The 25,227-nt window shown below is 72.7% G+C and carries 26 protein-coding genes; 11 read left to right on the top strand and 15 right to left on the bottom strand.

Going from position 1 to position 25,227, the window contains the following annotated elements:
- Window positions 1-66: 66 nt before the first annotated feature.
- Window positions 67-1,635, bottom strand: a complete 1,569-nt coding sequence (locus AVW11_RS09120; protein WP_076043718.1) for an alkaline phosphatase D family protein — start codon at window positions 1,633-1,635, stop codon at window positions 67-69.
- 154 nt (window positions 1,636-1,789) lie between these two features.
- The gene (locus AVW11_RS09125) at window positions 1,790-2,641 is read right to left on the bottom strand and encodes an alpha/beta fold hydrolase (RefSeq protein WP_076043719.1); all 852 of its coding nucleotides are present in this window, start codon (window positions 2,639-2,641) and stop codon (window positions 1,790-1,792) included.
- 288 nt (window positions 2,642-2,929) lie between these two features.
- On the opposite strand from AVW11_RS09125, the gene AVW11_RS09130 reads away from it, so the two are divergent.
- The gene (locus AVW11_RS09130; RefSeq protein WP_076043720.1) at window positions 2,930-3,697 is read left to right on the top strand and encodes a GntR family transcriptional regulator; all 768 of its coding nucleotides are present in this window, start codon (window positions 2,930-2,932) and stop codon (window positions 3,695-3,697) included.
- A 115-nt stretch (window positions 3,698-3,812) separates the two neighbouring features.
- Here AVW11_RS09130 and AVW11_RS09135 read toward each other — a convergent pair whose 3' ends face one another.
- The 3 genes from AVW11_RS09135 to AVW11_RS09145 form a co-directional block, all read right to left on the bottom strand.
- Window positions 3,813-4,970, bottom strand: coding sequence for an ROK family transcriptional regulator (locus tag AVW11_RS09135; RefSeq protein ID WP_030841959.1), 1,158 nt, complete (start codon window positions 4,968-4,970; stop codon window positions 3,813-3,815).
- Between the two features lie 110 nt (window positions 4,971-5,080).
- A complete protein-coding gene (locus AVW11_RS09140; protein ID WP_030841956.1) occupies window positions 5,081-5,731 on the bottom strand; it encodes a response regulator in 651 nt (216 codons plus the stop codon).
- A 4-nt stretch (window positions 5,732-5,735) separates the two neighbouring features.
- On the bottom strand, window positions 5,736-6,914 hold the full coding sequence (locus tag AVW11_RS09145) for a sensor histidine kinase (protein WP_076043721.1): 1,179 nt from the start codon (window positions 6,912-6,914) through the stop codon (window positions 5,736-5,738).
- Window positions 6,915-7,023: 109 nt separating this feature from the next.
- On the opposite strand from AVW11_RS09145, the gene AVW11_RS09150 reads away from it, so the two are divergent.
- From AVW11_RS09150 to AVW11_RS09165, 4 genes are read left to right on the top strand one after another with little or no spacing between them, the layout of a single operon-like run.
- Window positions 7,024-7,935: an ABC transporter ATP-binding protein gene (locus tag AVW11_RS09150; RefSeq protein ID WP_060179344.1), complete on the top strand. Its 912-nt coding sequence runs from the start codon at window positions 7,024-7,026 to the stop codon at window positions 7,933-7,935.
- Between the two features lie 26 nt (window positions 7,936-7,961).
- On the top strand, window positions 7,962-8,711 hold the full coding sequence (locus AVW11_RS09155; protein ID WP_060179343.1) for an ABC transporter permease: 750 nt from the start codon (window positions 7,962-7,964) through the stop codon (window positions 8,709-8,711).
- A gap of 40 nt (window positions 8,712-8,751) precedes the next feature.
- Complete coding sequence (locus AVW11_RS09160; RefSeq protein ID WP_076043722.1) at window positions 8,752-9,189, top strand: hypothetical protein; 438 nt, start codon at window positions 8,752-8,754, stop codon at window positions 9,187-9,189.
- A gap of 10 nt (window positions 9,190-9,199) precedes the next feature.
- Window positions 9,200-9,676: a hypothetical protein gene (locus AVW11_RS09165; RefSeq protein ID WP_076043723.1), complete on the top strand. Its 477-nt coding sequence runs from the start codon at window positions 9,200-9,202 to the stop codon at window positions 9,674-9,676.
- Between the two features lie 7 nt (window positions 9,677-9,683).
- Here AVW11_RS09165 and mug read toward each other — a convergent pair whose 3' ends face one another.
- The 5 genes from mug to AVW11_RS09190 form a co-directional block, all read right to left on the bottom strand.
- On the bottom strand, window positions 9,684-10,229 hold the full coding sequence (mug, locus tag AVW11_RS09170) for a G/U mismatch-specific DNA glycosylase (protein WP_037832639.1): 546 nt from the start codon (window positions 10,227-10,229) through the stop codon (window positions 9,684-9,686).
- Complete coding sequence (purB, locus tag AVW11_RS09175; protein ID WP_060179339.1) at window positions 10,226-11,659, bottom strand: adenylosuccinate lyase; 1,434 nt, start codon at window positions 11,657-11,659, stop codon at window positions 10,226-10,228. Before purB ends, mug begins: the two co-directional genes overlap by 4 nt.
- A 71-nt stretch (window positions 11,660-11,730) precedes the next feature.
- Window positions 11,731-12,513, bottom strand: a complete 783-nt coding sequence (locus AVW11_RS09180) for an SGNH/GDSL hydrolase family protein (protein WP_030841933.1) — start codon at window positions 12,511-12,513, stop codon at window positions 11,731-11,733.
- Window positions 12,514-12,580: 67 nt separating this feature from the next.
- Complete coding sequence (locus AVW11_RS09185) at window positions 12,581-13,606, bottom strand: hemolysin family protein (RefSeq protein WP_030841930.1); 1,026 nt, start codon at window positions 13,604-13,606, stop codon at window positions 12,581-12,583.
- A complete protein-coding gene (locus tag AVW11_RS09190) occupies window positions 13,603-14,937 on the bottom strand; it encodes a hemolysin family protein (protein WP_060179338.1) in 1,335 nt (444 codons plus the stop codon). Before AVW11_RS09190 ends, AVW11_RS09185 begins: the two co-directional genes overlap by 4 nt.
- Before the next feature lie 218 nt (window positions 14,938-15,155).
- Between AVW11_RS09190 and AVW11_RS09195 the strand changes: the two genes are divergently transcribed.
- Window positions 15,156-15,578, top strand: a complete 423-nt coding sequence (locus AVW11_RS09195) for a GNAT family N-acetyltransferase (RefSeq protein ID WP_030841926.1) — start codon at window positions 15,156-15,158, stop codon at window positions 15,576-15,578.
- A gap of 513 nt (window positions 15,579-16,091) precedes the next feature.
- On the opposite strand, the gene bioD is transcribed toward AVW11_RS09195, so the two are convergent.
- From bioD to bioB, 3 genes are read right to left on the bottom strand one after another with little or no spacing between them, the layout of a single operon-like run.
- Window positions 16,092-16,835: a dethiobiotin synthase gene (bioD, locus tag AVW11_RS09200; RefSeq protein ID WP_037832638.1), complete on the bottom strand. Its 744-nt coding sequence runs from the start codon at window positions 16,833-16,835 to the stop codon at window positions 16,092-16,094.
- 10 nt (window positions 16,836-16,845) lie between these two features.
- The gene (locus AVW11_RS09205) at window positions 16,846-18,168 is read right to left on the bottom strand and encodes an adenosylmethionine--8-amino-7-oxononanoate transaminase (RefSeq protein WP_076043724.1); all 1,323 of its coding nucleotides are present in this window, start codon (window positions 18,166-18,168) and stop codon (window positions 16,846-16,848) included.
- Window positions 18,161-19,429 carry a biotin synthase BioB gene (gene bioB, locus AVW11_RS09210; RefSeq protein WP_076043725.1) on the bottom strand — a complete coding sequence of 423 codons (1,269 nt, stop codon included), beginning with the start codon at window positions 19,427-19,429 and terminating at the stop codon, window positions 18,161-18,163. Before bioB ends, AVW11_RS09205 begins: the two co-directional genes overlap by 8 nt.
- Before the next feature lie 156 nt (window positions 19,430-19,585).
- On the opposite strand from bioB, the gene AVW11_RS09215 reads away from it, so the two are divergent.
- Window positions 19,586-20,758 carry an 8-amino-7-oxononanoate synthase gene (locus AVW11_RS09215; RefSeq protein WP_030841918.1) on the top strand — a complete coding sequence of 391 codons (1,173 nt, stop codon included), beginning with the start codon at window positions 19,586-19,588 and terminating at the stop codon, window positions 20,756-20,758.
- Here AVW11_RS09215 and AVW11_RS09220 read toward each other — a convergent pair.
- Window positions 20,755-20,985, bottom strand: coding sequence for a DUF397 domain-containing protein (locus AVW11_RS09220; protein ID WP_030820578.1), 231 nt, complete (start codon window positions 20,983-20,985; stop codon window positions 20,755-20,757). The genes AVW11_RS09215 and AVW11_RS09220 overlap by 4 nt on opposite strands.
- Window positions 20,986-20,998: 13 nt before the next feature.
- Window positions 20,999-21,883 carry a helix-turn-helix domain-containing protein gene (locus AVW11_RS09225; RefSeq protein WP_030841915.1) on the bottom strand — a complete coding sequence of 295 codons (885 nt, stop codon included), beginning with the start codon at window positions 21,881-21,883 and terminating at the stop codon, window positions 20,999-21,001.
- Between the two features lie 196 nt (window positions 21,884-22,079).
- On the opposite strand from AVW11_RS09225, the gene AVW11_RS09230 reads away from it, so the two are divergent.
- From AVW11_RS09230 to AVW11_RS09245, 4 genes are all read left to right on the top strand, one after another.
- A complete protein-coding gene (locus AVW11_RS09230) occupies window positions 22,080-22,529 on the top strand; it encodes an ATP-binding protein (RefSeq protein ID WP_030841913.1) in 450 nt (149 codons plus the stop codon).
- Window positions 22,530-22,873: 344 nt separating this feature from the next.
- Window positions 22,874-23,176, top strand: a complete 303-nt coding sequence (locus tag AVW11_RS09235; RefSeq protein WP_030841910.1) for an urease subunit gamma — start codon at window positions 22,874-22,876, stop codon at window positions 23,174-23,176.
- A 16-nt stretch (window positions 23,177-23,192) separates the two neighbouring features.
- Entirely contained in the window at window positions 23,193-23,504 is a 312-nt protein-coding gene (locus AVW11_RS09240; RefSeq protein WP_076043726.1) for an urease subunit beta, read from the top strand.
- Window positions 23,497-25,218 (top strand): urease subunit alpha, encoded by a 1,722-nt coding sequence (locus AVW11_RS09245; protein ID WP_076043727.1) that lies wholly within the window; start codon window positions 23,497-23,499, stop codon window positions 25,216-25,218. Before AVW11_RS09240 ends, AVW11_RS09245 begins: the two co-directional genes overlap by 8 nt.
- Window positions 25,219-25,227: the final 9 nt, after the last annotated feature.

Below are 25,227 nucleotides of genomic sequence, written 5' to 3' on the forward strand. Positions count from 1 at the left end.
TGACCGACTGGTTAAGTGTCCATCTGGCCGATTTCACCCAGTTTTCGGGGCGTTTTCCAGGTCGCCCTACTGGCCCACCCGCCCGGGCCGGAGCGTCCGGGTGAAGAGGACGACCCCTCCCTGGCGGCGCAGTCGGACGGTCAGGTCCCCGCTGCCGCCGTCGATGTCGACCTCCCCGTAGTACGGGGGGTTCTCGGACGGCGACATGTTGGCGAAGGGGGCCGACCGGACGAAGGCCGTCTCCGGGCCGAAGGTGGCGTCGAGCCGCCCGGCCGGGAAACCGCCGGCCCCGATGGGTCCGGAGACGAACTCCCAGAACGGCGCGAAGTCGGTGAACGCGGCCCGCTCGGGCGCGTAGTGGTGGGCGGCGGTGTAGTGCACGTCGGCGGTGAGCCAGAGGGTCCCGGTGATCCGCTGGTGCTTGATGTGCCGCAGCAGTTCGGCGATCTGCAGCTCCCGGCCCAGCGGGGCGCCGGGGTCGCCCTGGGCGACGGCCTCGAAGTCCGCGGCCCCGTCGGGGACGACGATGCCCAGGGGCATGTCGGCGGCGATGACCTTCCAGGTGGCCCGGGAGCGGGAGAGCTCGCGCTTGATCCACGCCAGCTGCTCGGGGCCGAGGATGCCGATGGGGTCCTCGGTCCGGTCGCCGGGGGAGTTGGCGTTGCGGTAGGTGCGCATGTCGAGGACGAAGACGTCGAGGAGCGGGCCGTAGCGCATCACGCGGTACATCCGGCCCTCGGTGCGGCCGCCGCGCAGGTCGGTGACCGGGAAGTACTCGCCGAAGGCGCGGCGGGCGCGGGCGGCCAGGACGTCGGCCTCCTTGACGGTGTAGCGGGCGTCGTCGATCAGCTGGCCCGGGTACCAGTTGTTGCGCACCTCGTGGTCGTCCCACTGGGCGAGGACGGGGACCTCGGCGTTGAAGCCGAGGAGGTTGCGGTCGAGGAGGTTGTAGCGGAAGTTCCCGCGGAACTCGTCGAGGGTCTCGGCGACCTTCGACTTCTCCGCGGTGGTGATGTTGCGCCAGACGGTGCCGTCGCGCAGCGGCACGGCCGACTTGATCGGCCCGTCGGCGTAGATCGTGTCCCCGCTGAAGAGGAAGAAGTCGGGGTCGCGACGGCGCATCTCGTCGAAGACGCGGTAGCCCCCGACGTCGGGGTTGATGCCCCAGCCCTGCCCCGCCAGGTCCCCGGACCACAGGAAGCGCACGTCGCGGCGGCGCGAGACCGGGGTGGTGCGGAAGGTGCCGTGGACGGGCTCGCAGGTGCGGCGGGGGTCGTCGGGGTCGGCCAGGACGACCCGGTAGTGGATCTGCTGCCCGGGCGGGAGGTCGCGCAGGACGGTGGTTCCGGTGAAGTCGCCCGACGGGCCGAGCAGCGGGCCGCGGTGGCGGCGTACGGCGTAGCGGAACGCCTCGCTCGGGGAGGTTTCGACGTACATCCGCGCGAGACGGTCGGAACGGGTCCACACGGTGGCCGAGTGCGCGGTGATCTCGCCGGACTGGACGCCCCAGAGCGCGCTCGGCCGGCCGGAGCGGGCGAAGGCGGGTGCGGCGAGCGCGGGTGCGGCGAGCAGCGCGGAGGACAGGGCGAGGGAACCGCCGATGAGGGACCGTCGGGTGTGTGGGGTCGATGCCATCGGTGCGTCTCCAGGGGGCGGCGAGGACGGGTCGGACCAGCGTGCCGTCGCGCACCGGCCCGGCCGCGTCGCCCACGCGAACCGCGGATGAACAGCGGTCAGCCGCTCATCCGTTCAGACCTCCGACCCCTTGACTCGGACCGGTCCCGCACACTCACCCGACCGGTACGGCGGCGCTGCGTGCCGTGTCCAGCACCACGCGGGCGACGAGCGCCGGATCGTCGCTCATCGGGACGTGGCCGCAGCCCGGGAGGCGGACCAGCCGTGCGCCGGGGAGGGTGTGCTTGGCGCGGACCCCCTGGCGGCGCAGCAGCAGCCGGTCGCGGGTGCCCCACGCGATGGTGACCGGCAGCCCCGGCACGTCGTCGGTGAAGCGAACGGAACCACCCGCGGCCAGGGTGTCCTCGAATCCGGTGGCGTGGCGCAGGGCGAGGGTCTCCGCGACCACGGCCTCGGGCGAACGGCGGGACGGGCGGGCGTAGATGGTGCCGGTGAGCGCGGCGCGGCCGGCGGCGCTGCGGGCGAGCCGGTGGACGGCGGGGAGGGGCAGCGTCCTGGCGCCCGCGCGCATGGCGAGGAGCGCGGCGAAGGCGTAGCGGCGCTCGCCCTCGGTCCAGAAGCCGGCGGGGGAGAGGGCGGTGATCGAGCGGACGAGATTGCTCCGGCCCATTTCGAGGGCGAGCAGGCCGCCGAGGGAGTTGCCCGCCACGTGCGGGCGCTCGACGCCGAGGGCCGTGCACAGGGCTCCGAGTGCCGGCGCCACGGTGTCCAGGGAGTACGGAACACCCTCGGGCAGCGGCTCCGAGGCGCCGAAGCCGGGCAGGTCGACGGCGATCACGTCGTACTCGGCGGCCAGGAGGTCGATCACCGGGTGCCAGGCCTGGAGGTGGTGGCCGATGCCGTGCAGCAGCAGGAGCGGTTCGCCCGCGCCCTTGCGCTCGTAGGCGGCTGTGGTGGTGCGGGGGCCGAGCGGCGAATCGATCGTGAAGGAGACCGTGGCGGTCATGCTGCTCCTCGTCGGTTGGACTGCTGCGAGACAGGCTGTCAGGAGGACCCACCGCCATCATTACCGTCGGGTAGCCCTTGACTACAAGCCCTTGTGGCGTACGAGAACATCCCGTGAACGGCTTGATACATATGCCCGATCTGCCCGGCAAAGGTATGAGCATTGGTCTTGACCAAGGGGGTGCACCGTCCTATCGTCACAGGGATAGTGCAGGAACCTTTAATAAACAAAGGCGCGGAACTGCCGCTGGAACACACGGCGAGTGCAGCGATGGCAGGAGGAGTCAGGGTGGGGACCACGCAGCTCGAAACGGTGCCGGAACCGAAGTACTGGCACCTCAAGACCGTCCTCAGCGAGGCGCTCGACCAGGACTTCGCCGTCGGCGAGGTGCTGCCCAACGAGCGTGAACTCGCAGCCCGCTTCGGAGTCGCCCGCGCGACCCTGCGTCAGGCGCTGGAACAGCTGGAGCTCGAAGGCCGGCTGCAGCGCCGCCGCGGCGTCGGCACCACCGTCGCCCCGCCGCGCGTCGGCGTCGCCGTCGGCAGCGCGCAGCACAGCTGGCCCGGGGAGGCCGCCGACGGCTGGGAGCCGCAGGACGCCTCGGAGTCCCTGCCGCCCGCCGCGGTCGTGAAACTCCTCGGCACCGGTGGGGCGTTCGCCGCCGACCAGCCGGTCCACACCGTGCGCCGCACCAGGATGACGAACGGTCAGGCCGTCGCCGCCGAGCTGCTGTACGTGCCGGCCGCCTCGGTCCCCGGACTCCCCGCCATCGAGGCCCCCTCGGGTCCCGCCCGGGCGCGCGCCGTCCTGCGCGAGCTGCAGCGGCTGGTCCTCGACGGCCAGGACCGCTCGGTGGAGCTGGGCTCCGCCCGCGCCGACGACGCCAAGGAACTGGACCGCCTGCCCGGCGCGCCGGTGCTCCTGGTCACCACGCGGTACTTCACCGCCGCGGGCACGGCCGCGGTCTCGGTGGCCACCTACCGCGCCGACACCTGCCGCCTCACCTTCGGGGGCTCCGGCGGCGTCGAGATCACGCACGAGCCCGTCGCCTCCTGACATCCGGACCGAGCACGAACGGCCGTGGCCCCGGCCCCCGTCCGCGGGGCCGGGCCACGGCCGTACCGGTTCTACGGTGCGCGCGCGGGCCGCGAGCGGCGTGTCGGGCGGGGCGTCAGCGGCCGCGGGCCGTGACGGTCTTCTCCACGGCGAAGAGCTCCTCCTCGACGTGGTCGAGTGCGAGCCGGAGGGCGCCGGTCGCCACCGCCGCCTCGCCGAGCAGGGACAGGGCCACCCGCGGCGGGCGCAGGCAGTAGCGCTCCAGCTCCCGGCGCAGGGGTTCCAGGACCCCGTCGAGGCCGGCCGCCCAGCCGCCGACGACCACCAGTTCCGGATCCATCGCCAGGACCAGCGCCGCCACGTCGTGCACCAGGCGCTGCAGGAACCTCTCCACGGCGGCGACCGCCCGCTCGTCGCCCCGCTTGGCCTTCGCGAAGACCTCCGCGACGGCCGGCTCGTCCAGCGGGTGCAGCGGCTCGCCCGTCGTCGACAGGAGCCGCTCGGGCGTCGCCTCGCGGCCCAGCAGGTGCAAGGCGCCGATCTCCCCGGCCGCCCCGCCGAAGCCCCGGTGGAGCCGACCGCCGATGAGCGAGCCCGCGCCCGGGCTGAGCCCCGCCATCACGAAGACCATGTCCCCGGTGTCCCGGGCGGCGCCCTTCCAGTGCTCGGCGACGGCCGCCGCGTTGGCGTCGTTCTCCACCTGCACCGGGCAGCGGAACGAGCGCCGCAGCCGGTCGCCGAGCGGCAGCCCGGTCCAGCCGGGCAGGGCCGTGCCGAGGCGCACGGTGCCGTCCGCCTCCACGATCCCGGGGCTGCCGACGCCGACCGCCCGCAGGGAGTCGCGGGGCACACCGGCCCGGCGCAGGAGATCGGCGACGGCCGCACGCACCCGCTCCAGCCGTTCGTCGGCCGAGGCCGTCTCGGCGACCTCCTTGGTGCCCGCGCCGATGATGCGGCCGTCCAGCCCGGACAGCAGGACCGCGACCCGGTGCGAGCCGATCTCTATGCCGAGCAGGTGCCCCGCCTCGGCCCGGAACCGGAACCGCCTGGCCGGCCGCCCCTGCCGCCGCGCGCCCTCCTCCGCGTCGGCCTCGACGACGAGCCCGGTCCCGATCAGCCCCTCCACGACCCCCTCGACGGTCGGCCGGGAGAGCCCGGTCAGCCGTGTCAGGTCGGTGAGGGTCGGCGACCCGGCCGTGCGCAGTGCCCTGAGCACCACCGCGGAATTGATCCGCCGAAGCAGAGAGGGATCCCCGCCGGTCAGCTGCCCCAACGTGTGTCCTCCCAGCCGGCGAGCCTGTCAGCCGGATCGTACTGCCCGTAGGGTGCCGGGGCGAGAAGCAGCCCCCCGTCGGCGGGAGCAGGCAGAGCAGGCCCTTCCCCTCAGGCGGGTGAGACGAAGCCCGACTCGTACGCCGTGATCACCGCCTGGGTGCGGTCGCGAGCCCCCAGCTTCGCCAGGATGGCGCTGACGTGGGACTTGACCGTCTCCGTGCCGACGATCAGCTCGGACGCGATCTCCACGTTGGTGAGCCCCCGCGCCATGAGCCGCAGGACCCCCTCCTCCCGCTCGGTCAGCGCGGCCCGCTCCAACACCGCCCGTGCCTGCCGGTTGCCGTACTCCGCGGCCAGGGCACGCACGGCCGCCGGGAAGAGCAGGGTCTCGCCCTCCGCCACCAGCCGTACCGCGTGCACGATCTCGGAAGGCCTGGCCCGCTTCAGCAGGAACCCGTCCGCTCCGGCCCGCAGCGCCTGGTACACGTACTCGTCGTTCTCGAAGGTGGTCACCACGAGGATCTTCGGCGGGGAGTCGACCGTACGCAGCACCGCGCGGGTCGCCTCGATCCCGTCGAGCAGCGGCATCCGCACGTCCATGGCCACCACGTCCGGCCGCAGCTGCCGTACGAGCGGGATCACGGAGGCACCGTCGGCCGCCTCACCCACCACCTCGATATCGGGCTGGGCGTCCAGGACGGCGCGCAGACCCGCGCGGACCAGGGGTTCGTCGTCGACGAGCAGTACGGTAACCGGCATCCGGTCAGCGTATTCGCTCCAGCGGAAGCCGTGCCCGCACCCTCCAGCCGCCCTCGTACGGTCCTGACTCGGCCTGCCCGCCGAGCAGCGCCGCCCGTTCCCGTATTCCGCGCAGTCCGCTGCCGCCGCCGGGCGTCACGGCGGGGCGCGTGGGCAGCGCGTTCGTCACCTCCATCTCCAGCCGGTCCACCTCCATCTCCACGCGCACCCGGACCGGTACGGGCCCGCAGTGGCGCAGCACGTTCGTGAGGGACTCCTGCAGGATGCGGTACCCCTCCCGGGTGACCGGCCCCGGCAGCTTCTCCAGCGGGCCGGTCAGTCGCGCGTCCACCTCGGAACCGGAGGCCCGGGCCGACTCCAGCAGCCGGTCGGCCTCGGCGAGCGTCGGCCGCTGCGACGGCTGCTGTCCGGACTCCCGCAGCACGCCGAGCACCCGCTCCAGGTCCTCCAGCGCGGCCCGGCCCGTCTCCTCGATGGCGGACAACGCCCGATCGGTGAAGACGGGATCACCCGCGGCGCGCGCCGCACCCGCCTGCACGACGGCGACGGTCAACGCGTGCCCGATGGAGTCGTGCAGCTCCCGCGCGATCCGGGTCCGTTCCAGCAGCTGCTCCGTACGCGCCTCCAGCGCGCTCAACCGCTCGGCCGCGGAGGGGCCCAGCAGCCGCGTGGCGATGGCGGTGACCAACTCGCCGAGCAGGACCACGACGACCATCAGCACGATGAGGGGAACGGGCGCCAGCAGGGCGGCGACCCAGCGATGCTCGGGTACGAGCGCCGCCAGCGGTCCCGGCTCCGGGGAGTACCCGAGCGCGCTCGCGACGAGGTCGACGGTCAGCACGGGCATCCATACGGTGGCGGCCATCGCGCCCGTCGCGATCACCATCCGCGTCTCCAGCCACACCACCGTCCGCCAGCGGTCGCCCCAATGCGCCGATGGAGCCAGGCTTATGACGCCGTCGGCGGAGCCCCGGTCGTACGGCGTGAGCAGGAACTGCGCCTGGAGGCCCTCCGCGAGCCGCACCCAGGGCACCAGCCCGAACGGCAGGATGAGCAGCATGGGCCCCCACGGCCACTCCGGCATCACGAACATCCATATGGCCAGCAGCAGCAGAGGCACGCAGAGGTGCAACCAGCGTGAATAGGTCACTGGTTGGAACGGAGCCCGCAGCAGTCGGTACATGGCTCCATGGTGGCAGTGCCCCGCTCGCCGCCGTCTCCCCCCATGTGGGGGAGACGGCACCCTCGCACGGGGGAGGGAAGGGGGTGGGGCCGGCGGCGAGCCTTGAGCCATGAACAGCATCGAGATCCGAGAACTGACCAAGGCCTACGGCGCCCACCGTGCGGTGGACGGCCTCACCTTCGATGTCCTGCCCGGGCGGGTCACCGGTTTCCTGGGCCCCAACGGCGCGGGGAAGTCGACCACCATGCGCCTGCTGCTGGGCCTGGACCGGCCCACCTCGGGCACGGCCACCATCGGCGGCCGGCGCTACGTGGACCTGCCCGACCCGCTGCACCGGGTCGGCGCCCTGCTGGACGCGCAGTCGGCCCACGGCGGCCGCACCGCCCGTGACCACCTGCGCATCCTCTCCGCCGCCGGCCGGATTCCACCGGGCAGGGTGGACGAGGTCCTGGAGCAGGCCGGAATAGCGTCCGCGGCGGGGCGCCGGATCAAGTCCTTCTCGCTCGGCATGCGCCAGCGCCTCGGCATAGCTGCCGCGCTGCTGGGCGATCCCGGGGTGCTCCTGCTGGACGAGCCGACCAACGGCCTCGACCCCGAGGGCATCATCTGGATCCGTGAGCTGATGCGCGGCCTCGCCGCCGAAGGGCGCACCGTGCTGGTCTCCAGCCACCTCATGTCCGAGACCGCCGCGCTCGCCGACCACCTGATCGTGCTCGGCAACGGCAAGCTGCTGGCCGACACGTCGATGGAGGAGTTCATCGACGCCCGCAGCACCCCGGGGGTGCGCCTGCGCACCTCGGATCCCCGCCGGCTGCGGGCCGCGCTCGCCCGGGACGGCTTCGATCTGACCGACGCGGGCGAGGGGCGATGGACCGTCGAGGGCATACAGGCCGAGCAGCTCGGCACCCTGGCCGCCCGCGAGGGCATCCCCGTGCTGGAGCTCGCCGACGAGCGCGCCTCACTGGAGCAGGCCTACCTCGATCTCACCGCCGATCACACGCAGTTCACCGCCACCCGCTGACGTCCCGACCCCCAGGAGGCCCCGCCATGCGTGCCGCTCTGCCCACCGCCCCCACCCTGCACTCGGAATGGATCAAGATACGGTCCCTGCGGGGCACCCTCGGGGGGCTCATAGCCGTCTTCCTCGTCACCGCGGGCATCCAGGCTCTGACGGCAGCTGCCATCGGCCGGTCCGAGGAAGGCAGCATGGGTGACGATCCGCTGTTCGCGGCCTATTACGGCCTCTCCTTCGGGCAGATCGCCGCCATGGTCTTCGGCGCCGGCGCCGTGTCCTGCGAGTTCCACAACGGGGCGCTGCGCACCTCGCTGGCGGCGGTGCCGAACCGCACCCGCTTCTACCTGTCGAAGATCGCTACCGTGGGCGTCCTGGCCCTGCTGGTGGGCCAGGTCACCGGGTTGGCCACCTTCGTCGCCGGTCAGGAGTTCATGGGCCGGTACGCCCTCGAACTCGGCGACCCGGGCACCTACCGCGCCGTCGTGGGCAGCGGGCTCTACCTCACGCTGATGGCGCTGTTCGCGGCCGGGCTGACCGCGTGGCTGCGCAGCGGGACGGTCGTCCTCAGCCTGCTCATACCCTTCGTCGTGATGGTGTCCTTCGTCGTCGGCGAGGCCGCGGGGGGCGCGGCGCAGTTCCTGCCGGACCGCGCCGGGCAGTTGGTGCTGCACGCCCGGATGCCGGGCGACCTCGGCCCCTGGACCGGGCTCGGCGTGATGGCCCTGTGGGCGGGGGCCGCGGTACTCGGCGGCTGGCTGGCGGTGCGCCGCAGGGACGCCTGACAGCAGGCCAGTTGTCAGTGCTGCTCGGGATACTGACGGCATGACCACGGCAGAGCACCTCGACACGATCGACCGGCTCCTGGCGAAGGAGTTCCCCCGGGAGCCGGTCCGCACCGTCGACAGCAGCAGCGGTCCGGGATTCCATCTGGTGCGGCTGTCGCGGACCCGGCACTTCTGGGACGACGACGGCTCCGGCCGGATCGAGGCCGCCGACCAGATCGGCGCCGAATACGGGGCGCTCACACAGGCCGTGACCGACCGGTGGGGAGACCCGCAGATCTTCAGCCTGGGGACGCTGAGGGACCGGGTATGGGAGGGGGAGGAGATACCGGAGCCGTGGAGGGAGCTGAGCGCCGACACCGACCACGTCCACCTGTGGCGGACCGGAGACCACTGGGTGGTGGCCTGTGTGACGCAGCGGGACGGAGACGACCCCTACCTGCTGACGGCAGGGGCCACCGTCATCGATCCGCCCTAGGGTTGCCCACGTGAGTGACGTGTACGAGCTGACGATCGCCGTCGACCTGCGGGACGAGATCTCCGATGCTGAACTGGCCGAGCTGAGCTGGCATCTGGGGATCGGCCCCCGACCGGACCGCCTGACCATCGTCACCGCATTCCCGGTCGTCGTGCTGGACGACTCGGACATGCCGGTGATCGAGGACGATCCTCGTCCGCTGCTGGCCGGGCGGGGCGCCGCGTGGCGGGTGGGCGGCGTTCTCTGCTCGGCCCTGGCGAGCCGTGCCGACCTGCCGCGGAAGGGCTGGTCGCTGATGTCCCGGCAGGAGATGCACCCGGACGACTTCGGCGAAGTCGGTGAGCTGCTGCGCTGGCTGGCCGCGAGGGCGCACGCGACGCATGTGCGCGAGGACGGCGCGGTCGGGGTCGGTTTCCTCAGGTTCCACGAGGCGGAGATCCCCGAAGCGCTCCGGGTCGAGAGCGGACAGGTCCGCTGGCCCGCCTGAGCCCCGCCTAGCCGGCGGGGGGTTCAGCGGCCGCGCGGAGGCGGGCGTACTCCTGGGCCATGGACTCGGCGGTCCAGTGGGCGTTGAGGCCGCTGGGGTTGGGGAGGGCCCAGATGCGGGTGGAGCCGATGGTGCGCTCCTGGGGACCGATCTGCGCCTTCCTCTCTCCGAAGGCCGTGCGGTAGGCGGTCACTCCCACCACCGCCAGCCATTGGGGGCGCAGCAGTTCCACCTTGGCCGTCAGGATGCGGCCGCCCTCGCGGAACTCCTCGGCGCTCAGCTCGTCGGCGCGGGCCGTGGCGCGGGCCACGACGTTGGTGATGCCGAGACGGTAGGTGAGCAGTTCCGCCTGTTCCGCGGGAGCCAGGCGGCGCGGGGTGAAGCCCGAGAGGTGCAGGACCGGCCAGAAGCGGTTGCCGGGGCGGGCGAAGTGGTGGCCTGTCGCGGCGGAGAGGAGACCGGGGTTGATGCCGCAGAACAGCACACGCAGGCCGCCCGCGACCACGTCCGGGAGGACGCGGTCGCGGGCGGCGGCCAGCTCTTCGGGGGTCAGAGGATCGACCCCGGGGTGTATCCGGCGGCCTCCGGGTGCTGCTTGGCGATCGCCTCGATACGGGAGACGACCGACCCGACCTGGTCGCCCGCGGCACCGGTGAAGGACAGCTTGTCCGCCATGAGCGCGTCGAGCTGGGTGCGGTCCAGCGGCATCCGCTCGTCGGCGGCGAGCTTGTCCAGCAGCTCGTTGCGCTCGGCGCCCTGCTCGCGCATGGCGAGCGCGGAGGCCACCGCGTGCTCCTTGATGACCTCGTGGGCGGCCTCACGGCCGACGCCCGCACGGACCGCGCCCATCAGGACCTTGGTGGTCGCGAGGAAGGGCAGGTAGCGGTCCAGCTCGCGGGCGACGACCGCGGGGAAGGCGCCGAACTCGTCGAGGACCGTCAGGAAGGTCTCCAGGAGGCCGTCGAACGCGAAGAAGGCGTCCGGCAGGGCCACGCGGCGGACCACGGAGCAGGAGACGTCGCCCTCGTTCCACTGGTCGCCGGCCAGCTCACCGGTCATCGAGGCGTAGCCCCGCAGGATGACCATCAGGCCGTTCACACGCTCGCAGGAGCGGGTGTTCATCTTGTGGGGCATCGCGGAGGAGCCGACCTGGCCGGGCTTGAAGCCCTCGGTGACCAGCTCGTGTCCGGCCATCAGGCGGATCGTCTTGGCGATCGAGGACGGCGCGGCGGCCAGCTGGACCAGGGCGGTGACCACGTCGTAGTCCAGGGAGCGCGGGTAGACCTGGCCGACCGAGGTGAAGGCGTGCGCGAAGCCGAGGTGGGCGGCGATGCGCTGCTCCAGGTCGGCGAGCTTGGCGGCGTCGCCGCCGAGGAGGTCGAGCATGTCCTGGGCGGTGCCGACGGGGCCCTTGATGCCGCGCAGCGGGTAGCGCTCGAGGAGGTTCTCCAGGCGGTCGTAGGCCACCAGCAGCTCGTCGGCCGCCGTCGCGAACCGCTTGCCGAGGGTGGTCGCCTGCGCCGCCACGTTGTGCGAGCGGCCGGCCATGACCAGCTCGGCGTGCTCGCCGGCCAGCTTGCCGAGACGGGCGAGCACGGCGACCGTGCGGTCGCGGGCCAGCTCCAGCGAGAGCCGGATCTGGAGCTGCTCGACGTTCTCGGTCAGGTCGCGGGAGGTCATGCCCTTGTGGACGTGCTCGTGGCCGGCGAGGGCGTTGAATTCCTCGATCCGGGCCTTCACGTCGTGCCGGGTGACCTTCTCGCGTTCGGCGATGGAGGCGAGGTCCACGTCCTCCAGGACGCGCTCGTAGTCGGCGAGGGCCGCGTCCGGGACCTCGATACCGAGGTCCTTCTGGGCGCGCAGCACGGCGAGCCACAGCCGCCGCTCCAGCGTCACCTTGTACTCGGGGGACCACAGGACGGCGAGCTCCGCGGAGGCGTAGCGGCCGGCCAGGACATTGGGAATGCGGGGCTTGGCAGTCACGTGTAGGGATTCTACTTGGGCCGCAGCTGTGTGTTTACGCAGGTCGGGCCACCGCGCGTGATTGTGCCTTGCTACGAGAGCGGTGCGTCCCCGTAGGGCTGCAGCTCCGGCCGCTTGGCCGGGCGGCCGTCCCCCGAGGAGCGGCCCGTCAGGCGGCGGCCGATCCAGGGGAGCAGGTGCTGCCGGGCGAAGCTCAGGTCCTGGGTCCGGCGCACCGCCCAGCCGGGCGGCTCGGCGACGGGCAGTTCGGTGCGCCAGTCCAGCTCGGCGGGCAGGCCCAGTGTCTGCCAGACGGCCTCCGCCACCCGGCGGTGGCCCTCGGCCGTCAGGTGCAGCCGGTCGACGTCCCACATCCGGGGGTCCGCGAGGACCGGGGCGCCGTAGAGGTCCACCACCAGGGCGCCGTGCCGGGCCGCGAGCTCGTCGATGGTGGCGAACAGCTGCTCCATGCGGGGGCGGAAGCGCTCCATCACCGGCCCGTTGCGCCCCGGGGAGCGCATCAGGACGAGCTGCTTGCAGGAGGGTGCGAGCAGCTCGACGGCCGCCTCCAGGTGGGCCCGGACCAGGCCCATGTCCACCTTGGGGCGCAAGGTGTCGTTCAGCCCGCCCACCAGGGTGACCACGTCGGCGCCCATCGCGGCCGCCACGGGGGCCTGGTCCTGCGCGATCTGGCCGATGAGCTTCCCGCGGACCGCGAGGTTCGCGTAGCGGAAGCCCGGCTCGCGCGCCGCGAGGCGGGCGGCCAGCAGGTCGGCCCAGCCCCGGTAGGAGCCGTCCGGCAGGCGGTCGGACATGCCCTCGGTGAAGGAGTCACCGACCGCGACGAAACTGGTGTAAGAGGCATTCATCTCCATGGCGGAGTGATGTTACCGCGCGGTACCCCGGCCCCGCAGGGCCGGGGACCCGCGCTTCCCCCGTGCACTACGCGGAGGCCGGCCTTCCGAACAGCTCCCGCAGCACGTCCTCCATCGTCACCAGGCCCGTCATGGCGCCCTCCGCCCCGAGCACCGCCGCCAGGTGGGTGCGGCTGCGCCGCATGGCGGTCAGCACATCGTCCAGCGGGGTCTCCGCCCGCACCTGCGCGATCGGGCGCAGCGCCGACGCCGGGAACGGCTCCTCGCGCGACTCCTCGTCCGCGTCCAGGGCGTCCTTCACGTGCAGGTAGCCGAGGATCCTCTGCTGCGCGTCGACCACCGGGAAACGGGAGTACCCGCTCTCGGCCGACAGCCGTTCCAGCCCGGCCGGAGTGATGCCCTCGCGCGCCGAGATGACCCGCTCGGCGGGCAGCACCACGTCGGTCACCGGTCGCCGGCCCAGTTCCAGGGCGTCGTGCAGGCGCTCGCTCGCCCGGTCGTCGAGGAGCCCCGCATCACTGGAGTCCTTCACCATCCGGGCCAGCTCGTCGTCCGAGAACGTCGCCGAGACCTCGTCCTTGACCTCCACCCGCAGCAGCCGCAGCAGGGCGTTGGCGAAGGCGTTGATCGCGAAGATCACCGGCCGCAGCGCCCGGGTGAGGGTCACCAGCGGCGGACCCAGCAGCAGCGCCGTGCGCACCGGCTCGGACAGCGCCACGTTCTTCGGCAGCATCTCGCCGAAGAGCATGTGCAGGTAGGTCGCCAGGGCCAGCGCCACCACGAAGGAGATCGCGTGGGTCAGCCCGGACGGCACCCCGACCAGGTCGAACAGCGGGGTCAGCAGATGGGCGATGGCCGGCTCGGCCACCACACCCAGCACCAGCGTGCACAGGGTGATGCCGAGCTGCGCGGCGGCCATCAGGGCAGACACGTGCTCGAGGCCCCACAGGACGGCGCGGGCCCGCCGGTCGCCCTGCTCGGCGTACGGCTCGATCTGGCTGCGCCGGACCGAGATCAGCGCGAACTCCGCGCCGACGAAGAAGGCGTTCACGACCAGCGTCGCCAGGCCGATCAACAGCTGGATCGCGGTCATCGCGCGTCCTCCGTCCCGTCCGCGGAACCGGCGGGCGCGTGCAGCAGCACGCGCGCCGCCCGGCGCCCGATGTCGTCCACCACGTCCAGCTGCCAGCCGTCCAGCTCCAGGCTGTCGCCGACGGACGGGATCCGGCCCAGCTCGGTCGCTATCAGGCCGGCCAGCGTCTCGTACGGGCCGTCGGGCACCCGCAGCCCGATCCGCCGGAGCTGGTCGGTGCGCGCGGCGCCGTCGGCGGAGTACAGCCGCCGCCCGGAGGGATCCGTACCGGCCGGGGCCAGGTCGGGGGTCTCGTGCGGGTCGTGCTCGTCGCGCACCTCGCCGACGACCTCCTCGACGATGTCCTCCAGCGTGGCCACGCCCGCCGTTCCGCCGTACTCGTCGATGACCACGGCCATGGTCTGCTTGCCGGACAGCCGGTCCAGCAGCCGGTCCACGGTCAGCGACTCCGGTACGAGGAGGGGCTCGCGCAGGAGCTGCGACACCGGGCGGCGGCGCCGTTCCTCGGCGGGCAGCGCCAGCACGTCCTTGATGTGGACGGTGCCGACGACGGTGTCGAGGCTTCCGCGGTAGACGGGGAAGCGGGACAGGCCGGTGGCCATCGTCGCGTTCGCCACGTCCTCGGCGGTGGTCTGCACGTCGAGGGCGGTGACCTGGACGCGCGGGGTCATCACGTTCTCCGCGGTCAGGTCGGCCAGGTTCAGGGTGCGGACGAACAGCTCGGCCGTGTCCTTCTCCAGGGCGCCCTGCTTGGCGGAGTGCCGGGCCAGGGCGACCAGCTCCTGCGGGGTGCGCGCCGACGCCAGCTCCTCGGTCGGCTCCATGCCGAAGCGGCGCACCAGGTGGTTGGCCGTGGTGTTGAGGTGGCTGATGAGTGGCCGGAAGGCCAGGCTGAAGACCCGCTGGAAGGTCGCCACCCGCTTGGCGATCGCCAGCGGGGAGGAGATGGCCCAGTTCTTCGGCACCAGTTCTCCGACGACCATCAGGACGACGGTGGACAGGGCCGTCCCGAGGACCAGGGCCGTGGAGGAGGCGGCGCTCGCCGGCAGCCCCATGGCTTCGAACGGTCCCTGGAGCAGGGCGGCGATCGAGGGCTTGGAGATCATGCCGATGACCAGGCCGGTCACGGTGATGCCGAGCTGGGCGCCGGAGAGCTGGAAGGTGAGGGTGCGGACGGCCGCGAGGGCGCTGTCGGCACCGCGCTCACCGCGCTCGGCGGCCCGTTCCAGTTCGCTGCGCTCGACGGTCGTGAGAGAGAACTCGGCCGCGACGAAGATTCCGCACGCAAGGCAGAGCAGCAGTGCCACGACGAGCAGGAGCACCTCGGTCATCGGTCGATCACCTCCGTCCCATGATCGGCCAGGAGGAGGGAGATCGCGCGGTGTCGCGGCGAAGTGGAATGTCGTGGACTGGGGGGCTCGCCCATGGGCGGACGCTCACACACCTTTCACTCGAGAGGGACCGGGACATGCCCCCACATGGTAAAGGAAGGGCAAAGCGATCGGATCATCCTTTTGGCGGAACGCGGCCGGATGATGGGATCCGGGGCATGAGCGATCTTCACGTGGGCCCGGCCTCGACCGGGGACCTCGGTGCCGTACTGGACTTCTGGAAGACAGCCGCCGAGGGGACGAGCATCAGCGACGACCTCGCGGGCGTCGAGCGGCTCCACGAGCGGGACCCGCAGGCGCTGCTGCTGGCGCGCCGCGACGGAGAGCTGGTCGGGACCGTGATCGCGGGGTTCGACGGCTGGCGCTGTCACCTCTACCGGCTCGCCGTTCACCCGGGGCACCGGAGGCAGGGGATAGGCAGTGCGCTGTTGGCCGCCGCGGAGGAGCGTTTCGCCGCGCTGGGCGGGCGGCGCGCCGACGCGATGGTGCTCGACCGCAACGAGCGGGCGCACCCGGCGTGGGAGGCGGCCGGGTACGGGCCGCAGGAGGCGTGGACGCGGTGGGTGAAGCCGCTCGGCTAGCCGCCGGGGCCGCAGCGCCCCCGGGGCCGAGCCCCCGGCCCCGAGGGTCCACCCAGCGGCGCCGGCGGAACCCGAGGCTCGGGGCTCCGCCCCGGCCCCGCACTGTGAGCGCCGGCGGGGCCGGGTGGTGTCGGCGGTGCCGGGGGGTCCGGGGGTCCGGCCGGGGTCCTGCGCGTCGAGTGCCGACCGCCTCCCGGCTCCGCGCTGTGAGCGTCGGCGGGGTCGGGTGGTGTCGGCGGTGCCGGGGGGTCCGGGGGTCCGCCCGGGTCCTGCGCGTCGAGTGCCGGCGGCGCCCCGGCCCCGTGCTGTGAGCGTCGGCGGGGTCTGGCGGTGTCGGAGGGGCGGCGGTCCGCCCGGGTCCTGGGCGTCGAGTGCCGGCGGCCCCCCGGCCCCCCTGAGCGTCGGCGGGGCCGGAAGGGCGGGGGCCGGCCGGGTCCTGGGCGTCCAGTGCCGGCGGCCCCCCGGCCGTGCGCGGCGAGGGGTGGAGTGGGGCTCCGGCCTCGGGCCGGGGCTTCAGACGCCAGTCGTGGCGAATGCCGGCGGGGACCAGGTGGTGAGGAAGGACTGAGCCGACCAGGTCCCCGACAGGGCCGGGGCCAGCCAGGACGCGGCCGAGGCGCGGAAGCGCTCCGGCGGCAGGGTGCCCGAGCCCTCCGGGACCGCCCCAAGGAGCGGCAGCTCCGACGACTTCGGGAGGTCCGCCAGGTTGCAGCGGGCCGCCAGGTCCGGGGAGTGCGGCCAGCTGCCGACGACCACGCCGAGCGGGGTCAGGCCGCGGGCCCGCAGCGCTTCCGCCGTGAGCGTCGTGGAGTTGAGGGTTCCCAGACCCGCCTGGGCGACGATCAGCGTCGGGGCGTCCAGCAGGCGCGCCGCGTCGGCCAGCGTGTGGCCCGCCTCGTCGAACTGCACGAGCAGCCCTCCCGCGCCCTCCACCAGGACCAGGTCGTGGTCCTCGGACAGCCGCCGCGCGGCCTCCGCGATCTGCGCCGGGGCCAGCGTCGGCAGCCCCGCACGACGGGCGGCGGTGTCCGGGGCCAGGGGCTCGGGATAGCGGGCCAGTTCCCTCGCGGTGACGGAGGGACCCGCCAGCCGCACCACCTCCGCCGCGTCCCCCGGCTCCTGCGGGCCCACACCGGTCTGCGCCGGCTTGAGCACCGCCACCGAGCGGCCGGCCGCCACGGCCGCCGCCGCCACAGCCGCCGTGACCACGGTCTTGCCGATCTCCGTGCCCGTCCCGGACACGATCAGTACGGACATCTCAGTCTTCTCAGCCTTCCTGGGCCGCCGCGCACACCGCGCGGCAGATACGGGTCACGTCCGCGTCGCCCGTGACGAACGGCGGCATCACATAGATCAAATCCCGGAACGGTCTCAGCCACACGCCCTCGCGCACCGCCGCCCGGGTGGCGGCGGCCACGTCGACCTCGTGGTCCAGCTGGACCACGCCGATGGCGCCGAGCACGCGGACGTCCCGCACACCGGGGATGCGGGCCGCGGCGGCCAGGCCCTCGCGCAGCCCCGCCTCGATCCGCTTGACCTCGAGCGCCCAGTCCTGGCCGAGCAGCAGCTCCACGGAGGCCAGCGCCACGGCCGTGGCCAGCGGGTTCCCCATGAAGGTCGGGCCGTGCGCGAGCACCGGCACCTCGCCCTGGGAGATCCCCTCGGCCACCCGCTCCGTGCACAGGGTCGCCGCCAGCGTGAGGTAGCCGCCGGTCAGGGACTTGCCCAGGCACATCACGTCCGGGGTGATCCCCGCGTGGTCGGCCGCGAAGAGCGCGCCGGTACGGCCGAAGCCCGTGGCGATCTCGTCCAGGATCAGCAGGACCCCGTACTCGTCGCACAGCTCCCGCAGCACCCGCAGGTGGCCGGGGTGGTGGAAGCGCATGCCTCCCGCGCCCTGCACCACCGGCTCCACGATCACGGCGGCCAGCTCGTCCGCGTGGGCTGCGATCATGCCGCGCAGGTGGTCGGCGTACGCGGGATCCACCGGCGTGTCGAAACCGCCCGGCGGGGCGTCCGCGAAGACCTGGCGCGGCAGGTGACCCTGCCACAGCTCGTGCATGCCGCCCTCGGGGTCGCAGACGGCCATGGGCTGCCAGGTGTCCCCGTGGTAGCCGCCGCGCCAGGTCAGCAGCCTGGTCTTGCCGGTGCGGCCCAGCGAACGCCAGTACTGCAGGCACATCTTGACGGCGACCTCGACGGAGACCGAACCGGAGTCGGCGAGGAAGACGTGCTCCAGTCCCGGCGGGGTGATCTCCACGAGCTTCGCGGCGAGCCGGACGGCGGGCTCATGGGTGAGCCCGCCGAACATCACGTGGGACATCCGCGCGAGCTGCGCGGTCACGGCCTCGTTGAGCACCGGGTGGTTGTAGCCGTGGATGGCCGACCACCAGGAGGACATGCCGTCGACGAGCTCGTCGCGGCCCTCTGCCTGGGACGGGTCGGCCAGCCTGAGCCGCACCCCCGAGGCGGAGGCGATGACCAGCGGCTCCTGCCGTCCGGGCATCGGGCCGTACGGGTGCCAGACGTGCTGCCGGTCCAGCGCGAGCAGGTCCGCGCCGGCCGACTGCGGGCGGGACCGGTCAGGCATTGGGCGCGATGTCCGTCCCCGCGCCGCGGCGGCGTACCGCCACCAGGTCCGACCGGAGTGCGCCGGGCTCGGCCTGGGCCGGCTGCGCCGGCACCGGCTCCGCCTCCGCGTGCGCGTGTCCGGAGCAGCCGCCGCACGCCGATCCGCAGCCCGCGGCTTCCCCGCCGGAGGCCGAGGCCGCGCCCGCGCCCGAACCGCACAGCGAGGCGCCGCCGGACCCGCAGCCGCCGCCGGAGGGGGCCGCGTCCGCCGCGTCCGAGCGGTGCGCGGGGAGGGTCGTCGTACCGGCGCCCTCCACCTCGAAACCGGCGTCCGCGATCATGTCGAGGTCGGCCTGCCCGGCCTGGCCCTCACTGGTCAGGTAGTCACCCAGGAAGATCGAGTTGACGATGTTCAGCGCCAGCGGCTGCATCGAGCGCAGGTGCACCTCGCGGCCGCCCGCGAGCCGGACCTCGACGTCGGGGCAGACGAAGCGCGCCATCGCCAGGATCCGGAGGCAGCGCTGCGGGGTGAGGTTCCACTCCTTGGCCAGCGGAGTGCCCTCGAAGGGGATCAGGAAGTTGACCGGCACGGAGTCGGCGTCCAGCTCGCGCAGCGAGAAGACCACGTCGACGAGGTCCTCGTCGGTCTCGCCCATGCCCGCGATCAGGCCGGAGCAGGCCGACAGGCCCGCCGCGTGCGCCTTCTCCACGGTGTCCACGCGGTCGGCGTAGGTGTGGGTCTTGGTGATCTGGCCGTAGGTGGCCTCGGAGGTGTTCAGGTTGTGGTTGTAGGCGTCGGCGCCCGCCTCGCGCAGCTTTTCCGCCTGGCCGTCCGAGAGCAGGCCGAGGCAGGCGCACACCTCGATGCCCTCGTTCTGCTCCTTGATCGCCTCGATCGTCCTGCCGACGCGCTCCACGTCACGGTCCGTCGGACCGCGGCCGCTCGCCACCAGGCAGACCCGCTTCGCCCCGCCCGCGACGCCCGCGGCGGCCGCCTGGGAGGCCTCCTCCGGCTTGAGCCACGTGTACTTGAGGATCTCGGCCTTCGAGCCCAGGCGCTGGGAACAGTAGGAGCAGTCCTCCGGGCACAGGCCCGACTTCAGGTTGACCAGGTAGTTCAGCTTGACCCGACGCCCGAACCACTGGCGGCGCACCTTGCCGGCCGCGGCCACCACGTCGAGCAGTTCGTCGTCAGAAGTCGCCAGTACGGCGAGTGCTTCTTCGCGGGTCGGCAGCTCGCGCCGCAGCCCCTTGTCCACCAGGGTGTTCAGCAGGTCCATGGACCAGATCCTGTCCCACGCGACCCATCCCGGCCAAGGAGAGATCGCACAACATGGCCGGATGGGTGTGTGTGTATCACCACACCTGGCGGACAAGTCGCGGCGGCTAGGGTCGGGCAGGTCTGTGGACTGCCGACAAAACACGAGGACACGCCGATGCCCCAGCACACCCCCGACCCAGCGGACGTCTTCGCCTGGATCGACGCCGCGGAACGCGCGCGGGAGCAGGCCGGACTGGTCCGCACCCTGCGCCCCCGGCCGCCGGTGTCGCCGCTGCTGGACCTCGCGAGCAACGACTACCTCGGCCTGTCCCAGCACCCCGAGACGATCCGCGGGGCCCGGGAGGCGGCGCAGTGCTGGGGCGCCGGGGCCACCGGCTCCCGTCTCGTCACCGGCACCACCGAGCTGCACGCGGAACTGGAGCGGGAGCTCGCCGCCTTCTGCGGGTTCGAGGCCGCGCTCGTCCTGTCCTCCGGATACGCGGCCAACCTCGCCGCCGTCACGGCGCTCAGCGACTGGGGCACGCTGGTCGTCTCCGACGCCGGCAACCACGCCTCCATCGTCGACGGCTGCCGGCTCTCACGCGCGCAGACCGCGGTGGTCCCGCACTCCGACCCGGAGGCCGCGCGCAAGGCGCTCGCCGCGCACGAGGGCCGGGCCCTGCTGGTCAGCGACTCGGTGTTCTCCGTCGACGGCGACGCAGCCCCGCTCGCCGGGTACGCGGCGGCGTGCCGCGACGAGGGTGCGGCCCTCCTCGTGGACGACGCCCACGGCCTGGGGGTGCTGGGCGCGGGCGGCCGCGGCGCGCTGCACGCCGCCGGGCTGGCCGGCGCGCCCTACGTGGTCGCCACCCTGACCCTCTCGAAGTCGCTGGGCAGCCAGGGCGGTGCCGTCCTCGGCCCGGCCAAGGTGATCAGGCACCTGGTCAACACGGCGCGCACCTTCATCTTCGACACCGGGCTTGCCCCGGCCGCCGCGGGCGCGGCACTGGCGAGCCTGCGCCTGCTCCGGCGGGAACCGGAACGCGCCGACCGTGCCCGCGAGGTGGCCGACCGCCTGTACGGGCGGCTTACCGCGTCCGGCCTGACCGCGGCCCGGCCGGACGCGGCCGTGGTGTCGGTACGGGCCCCGTCGGCGTCGGCGGCACTGCGCTGGGCCGCCGACTGCCGCGAGGCCGGTCTGTCCGTGGGGTGCTTCCGCCCGCCGTCGGTGCCGGACGGCATCTCCCGGCTGCGGCTGACCGCCCGGGCCGACCTCACGGGGGACGAGATCGATCGGGCGGTCACGACGATCCTGGCGACCGCGCCCGCCGGAGCCGTGAACTGCTAGACGGACGCGTGCGCGTCCGCCCGTACGGAGGCCAGGAAGCCGTCCCAGGCCGGCCCGGTGAAGAGCACGGCCGGGCCGTCCGTCCGCTTGGAGTCGCGGACGGCCAGCAGGCCGTCGCCGAGGACGGCCGCTTCCACGCAGTTGTTCATTCCGGTGCTGCGGCTGCTCCGCCGCCACCGGGCGGCTCTGATCAGAAGTCCGCTGGTGCTTAAGGGGGTTGCGGACACGGGGGTGCCTCCTCTACGCGTCGTCAGCGAGTGAGCCGATGAGTTCCGAAGAGTCCTGGGGCGGGAGGGCGTGCGCCTGGATGGTGCGGAACGCGGCGCCGTACGCCTCTAGGTCTTCCTTCCGCTCCAGATAGAGGCTACTCGTCAAATGGTCGAGTACCACCACATCCAGATCGGCGATGTTCGTAAATGAGAAAATGACGAACGGTCCCGTGAGGCCGAGATGACCACCCACGCTGAACGGCAGCACCTGGAGGTTCACTTGCGGGAGCCGTGACACCCGGACCAGGTGGCGCAGCTGCTCCGCCATCACCCCCGGGCCGCCGATCTGCCGGCGCAGCACCGCCTCGTCCAGCACCGCGCTCAGCTCCAGCGGCGGATCGGCCCGGAGCACCGCCTGCCGGGCGAGGCGTACGTCGACCAGCGCGTCCACCTTCGGCTCGGGCAGCCCGCCGAGCGCGGCCCGGGTCACGGCCCGTGCGTACTCGGGGGTCTGCAACAGCCCCGGAACCACGGACAGTTCCACCGTGCGGGCCGACCGGGCCCCCGCCTCCAGGCTGATGAAGTCCCGGTACTCCTGCGGCAGCAGCCCCCGGTAGTCGTGCCACCACTGGCGTCCCCGGCCGGTGTCGCCGCCCGGCCCGGGGCCGGCGGCCGAGGCGGAGAGGGCCTCCAGCAGTGCCCGCTGCTCCGGGCTCACGACCTCCCCGTAGGCGTCGAGGAGCAGCCGGATGTCCCCCGGTTTCACGCCGCTGCGACCCGTTTCGATGCGGCTGATTTTCGACTGGTGCCATCCCACGATCCGGGCGGCCTCACCACTGGTGAGTCCGGACCGGTCACGCAGGGCACGCAGTTCCTCGCCGAGCTTGCGCCGGCGCACCGCGGGGCCGTGCTGCACACCCGCCTCCTTCCACCGGCACAGGTCGCACCAGTTTGCCGTCCAAATACGTTCTTCCGTAGCAGAGTTCACCGCATCGAGCGACAGATATATGCAGATCTTTGGGGAAACGCCGATGCGGAGGCACGATGGGTGGCACTCTGGCGTCCAGCACAGATCCGGGGCTTTTCCGCCTCGGTGGGAAAGGGACGTCGCCATGGCAGACCACCAGGAAGCATCCGTCACTCTGCCGAGCGATCCCGCCTCGGTGGCCGCTGCCCGACGCTACGTCGCGGAGGTGCTGTGCGAATGGGGACTGCCCGATGACGCCGAGACCGCGGACAGTGTCCGGCTGATCGTCTCGGAGCTCGCCACCAACGCCGTACAGCACACCTTCGGCCAGTCGCCCACCTTCACCGTCGACATCCGCCTGGAGCGCGAGGAGTGGCTGCGGGTCGGGGTGACCGACAGCTATCCGCGCTGGCCCAAGCGGCTGCCGGCCGCCGTCCAGCAGGACAACGGCCGCGGGATGGTCATCATCCGCTGGCTCGCCGTGGAGGCGGGCGGGCGGCTCTCGGTCACCCCCACGGAGGACGGCGGCAAGACGGTCTGGATCGCGCTGCCCTGGACCGCGGGCACACCGATCGCGGCCGCCGGGGGCTGCTGACCGCCCGACCCGCACCCGTACGAAGAGCGACCGCCGGGCGGCCCCAGGGCCCCCGGCGGTTTCCGTATACGGAAGTCGCGGCCGAAGGGTCGAGGACCCGAACCGGGTGCCTGCCCGAAACGTGGGTTAACTCTGCGGAAAAGAGCGGCCCCTAGCGTGGCGTCACGTGCGACCACCAATGATCACCGCTGAGCCGGTAGAGCTGCGGTGGACGGAACGGAAAGCCTTCCCCTGCGTTGGGCAAGAGACGCCTGGGTCGGAAAAGCGCAGGTCAACAGAGTGTTGAACGCCGCTGAGGTCCCTCGGCACGAAGTCGATCTCGTCCCGGAAGTTTGGTGATACGAGTGCAACTGACACCGCACGAACAGGAGCGACTGCTCATCCACGTGGCCGCGGACGTGGCCGGGAAGCGGAGGGCGCGAGGGGTACGCCTCAACCACCCCGAGGCGGTGGCGCTGATCGCCTCGCACATCCTCGAAGGGGCCCGTGACGGCCGTACGGTGGCCGAGCTCATGGCCTCCGGCCGCACCGTCCTGAGCCGCGCGGACGTCATGGAGGGGATCCCCGAGATGATCCACGACGTGCAGGTCGAGGCGACCTTCCCGGACGGCACCAAACTCGTCACGGTCCACGACCCCATCGTCTGACAAGGAGTACCCCCGCATGATCCCCGGCGAAATCGCCTTCGGGGAAGGCCCGGTACTGCTCAACGAGGGCCGCCCCGTCACCCGTCTCACCGTCCTCAACTCCGCCGACCGGCCCGTCCAGGTCGGCTCCCACTACCACTTCGCCGAGGCCAATCCCGGCCTCGACTTCGACCGCGCCGCGGCCCGCGGGCTCCGGCTCAACATCGCCGCCGGCACGGCCGTCCGCTTCGAGCCGGGCATCCCGGCGGCGGTGGAACTCGTCCCGCTGGCGGGCACGCGGACCGTACCCGGACTGCGCGGCGAGACCGGAGGGCCGCTCGATGGCTGAGATCTCCCGCCAGGTGTACGCCGACCTCTTCGGGCCGACGACCGGCGACCGGATCCGGCTCGCCGACACCGACCTCTTCGTCGAGATCGAGCAGGACCTCGGCGGCGGCCCCGGCCGCTCCGGCGACGAAGCCGTCTTCGGCGGCGGCAAGGTCATCCGCGAATCCATGGGCCAGGCCCGCACCACCCGGGCCGAAGGCGCACCCGACACCGTGATCACCGGAGTCGTGGTCCTCGACCACTGGGGCATCGTCAAGGCCGACCTCGGCATCCGCGACGGCAGGATCTGCGGCATCGGCAAGGCCGGCAACCCCGACACCATGGACGGCGTCGATCCGGCGCTGGTCATCGGCCCCGAGACCGAGATCATCGCGGGCAACGGGAAGATCGTCACCGCCGGCGCCATCGACGCGCACGTGCACTTCATCTCCCCGACCGTCGTCGACGAGGCCCTCGCCTCCGGGATCACCACCCTGGTCGGCGGCGGCACCGGACCGGCCGAAGGCACCAAGGCCACCACCGTCACCCCCGGACCCTGGCACCTGGCCCGGATGTTCGCGGCGCTGGAGGCCTACCCGGTCAACATCGGCCTCCTCGGCAAGGGCAACACCACCTCCCGTGAGGCCATGCACTCCCAGCTGCGCGGCGGAGCCCTCGGATTCAAGATCCACGAGGACTGGGGTGCCACCCCCGCCGCCATCGACGCCTGCCTGAGCGTCTGCGACGAGACCGGCGCCCAGGTCGCCATCCACACCGACACGCTCAACGAGGCCGGCTTCGTCGCCGACACCCTCGCGGCCGTCGCCGGGCGGACCATCCACGCGTACCACACCGAGGGCGCGGGCGGCGGACACGCCCCCGACATCATCACCGTCGTCTCCGAGCCGAACGTCCTGCCCAGCTCCACCAACCCCACCCGGCCGCACACCGTCAACACCGTCGAGGAACACCTCGACATGCTGATGGTCTGCCACCACCTCAACCCGGCCGTCCCCGAGGACCTCGCCTTCGCCGAATCCCGGATCCGGCCCTCGACCATCGCCGCCGAGGACGTCCTGCACGACCTCGGGGCCATCTCCATCATCTCCTCCGACTCCCAGGCCATGGGGCGGGTCGGCGAGGTCGTCCTGCGCACCTGGCAGACCGCCCACGTGATGAAGAAGAGGCGGGGCTTCCTCCCCGGCGACGGCCCCGCCGACAACCACCGCGCCCGCCGCTACGTCGCCAAGTACACGATCAACCCCGCCGTGGCCCAGGGTTTCGCCCGCGACGTCGGCTCGATCGAGACCGGGAAACTCGCCGACCTGGTGCTGTGGAACCCCGCCTTCTTCGGGGTCAAGCCCGAGCTCGTCCTCAAGGGCGGCCAGATCGCCTACGCCCAGATGGGCGACGCCAACGCCTCCATCCCCACCCCGCAGCCCGTCCTGCCCCGGCCGATGTTCGGCAGCCACGGCCGCGCGCCCGGCCTGAACTCGCTGAACTTCACCGCCCAGGCCGCGCTCGACGACGGCCTGCCCGAACGGCTCGGACTCGGCAAGCGGTTCACCGCCATAGAGACCACGCGGAAGGTGACCAAGGCGGACATGCGCAACAACGACGCCATGCCGCGGGTCGAGGTCGACGCCGATACCTTCACCGTCACCATCGACGGCGAAGCGGTCGAACCGGCGCCCGCCGCGGAACTGCCCATGGCCCAGCGCTACTTCCTCTTCTGATGGGTCCCG

The organism is Streptomyces amritsarensis, assembly GCF_001953875.1.
GTDB classification, from domain to species: domain Bacteria; phylum Actinomycetota; class Actinomycetes; order Streptomycetales; family Streptomycetaceae; genus Streptomyces; species Streptomyces amritsarensis.